Genomic DNA, 1272 nt, shown 5'->3' on the forward strand with positions numbered 1-1272 from the left:
TTTGTTTTCTCCAATGAAGGTCGTTTAATAACTTTTCATCCTCTTTATTGGATAAATAACCGATCTCTATCAAGACAGAGGGTATATCTGAAGCTCTTAAAACTTGAAAATTAGCATAGCGATGAGGGTTATTGATCAAGTTGATATGATTCTTTGATAAACTTGAAATAACACTATTTGCAAAATTAACCGAAAATGTATGCGTTTCACGTCGTGTAAGATCCATCAAGATGTCTGTAACTTCAAGCGTTTCATCTGCAGGCAAACCATCAAGCAAATCAACTTTATTTTCACTTTCAGCTAAAGATTTTGCAATAGCATCGGAGGCTTTATCTGATATGGTATACACTGTGGCACCGCGAAGAGAATGTACACCAATTGTATCCGCGTGAATAGATATAAAAAGATCAGCTTCAAACTCTTGCGCTTTTTTTACTCTTTCACTTAATCTTAAAAAAATATCAGAATCACGCGTTAAAGCAACGCTAATATGAGAGTCTTCTTGTAATTCATCTCGCAACGCTCGCGCAAAACCTAAAGTCACATCTTTTTCTAAAATTCCAGTCCCCCCCCGTGCGCCACCATCAATACCACCATGACCAGGATCAAGAACAACACGAAAATTTTGTGCCGGAATCAACAGTGGTTTTGTATCAAAATTGCTTCTTTGCTGGCTCTTTAATACTTTATCAAATTTTTCTTGTGTACTTTTACGAATATCAACCAGCAACTGCCATAAGCCATTATTTAATTTTTTTACGATACTTTTTTCAACAACAAAAGCTGTTTTGCTTGTTAAAATAATGCGTGAAGTTTGTATGTCAGAGAAAGCATAATGCACATCTAAGAGCATAACCGACAATGTATTCTGTTTCTTTAAAGGCGTATCTTGCATTGAAAAGTCAATTATGGGTAAATTGATAACCAAACGGGCTGGCCTATCCAAAATCTGCAAATGAACATTGGGGTTTGAATTGAAAACCGCAATTATACGTGTATGAGCACTATCACCGATGGTTCGAAAATTAATAAGCCTCAAAGGATCAGCCGCTTGAACACTGGTTTGGCATACCCCAAAAAATAATAAAAAACATATGAATTGCACAATAACATCCCAATAGGCTGTTTTTAGTTTTTGGGTAAAAAAAACTCTTATCATAAGCCCTCTTATCATAAGTAAAGTACTTTACACGACATTTGTAATAATTTATCTTGGTTATAGAAAAACGATACGCCAATTTATTTTCTATTTTCAATAAATGCTAAGCTCCT

The 1272-nt window shown here is 35.0% G+C and carries 1 protein-coding gene; it reads right to left on the minus strand.

The window, feature by feature from the left end; translation table 11 throughout:
- Window positions 1-1159, minus strand: a 1159-nt coding sequence (locus BN338_RS10010) for an N-acetylmuramoyl-L-alanine amidase family protein (RefSeq protein ID WP_039762004.1), incomplete at its 3' end; no start/stop codon positions are given.
- Window positions 1160-1272 lie beyond the last annotated feature (113 nt).

This window comes from Bartonella queenslandensis AUST/NH15 (assembly GCF_000312585.1).
Classification (GTDB): domain Bacteria; phylum Pseudomonadota; class Alphaproteobacteria; order Rhizobiales; family Rhizobiaceae; genus Bartonella; species Bartonella queenslandensis_A.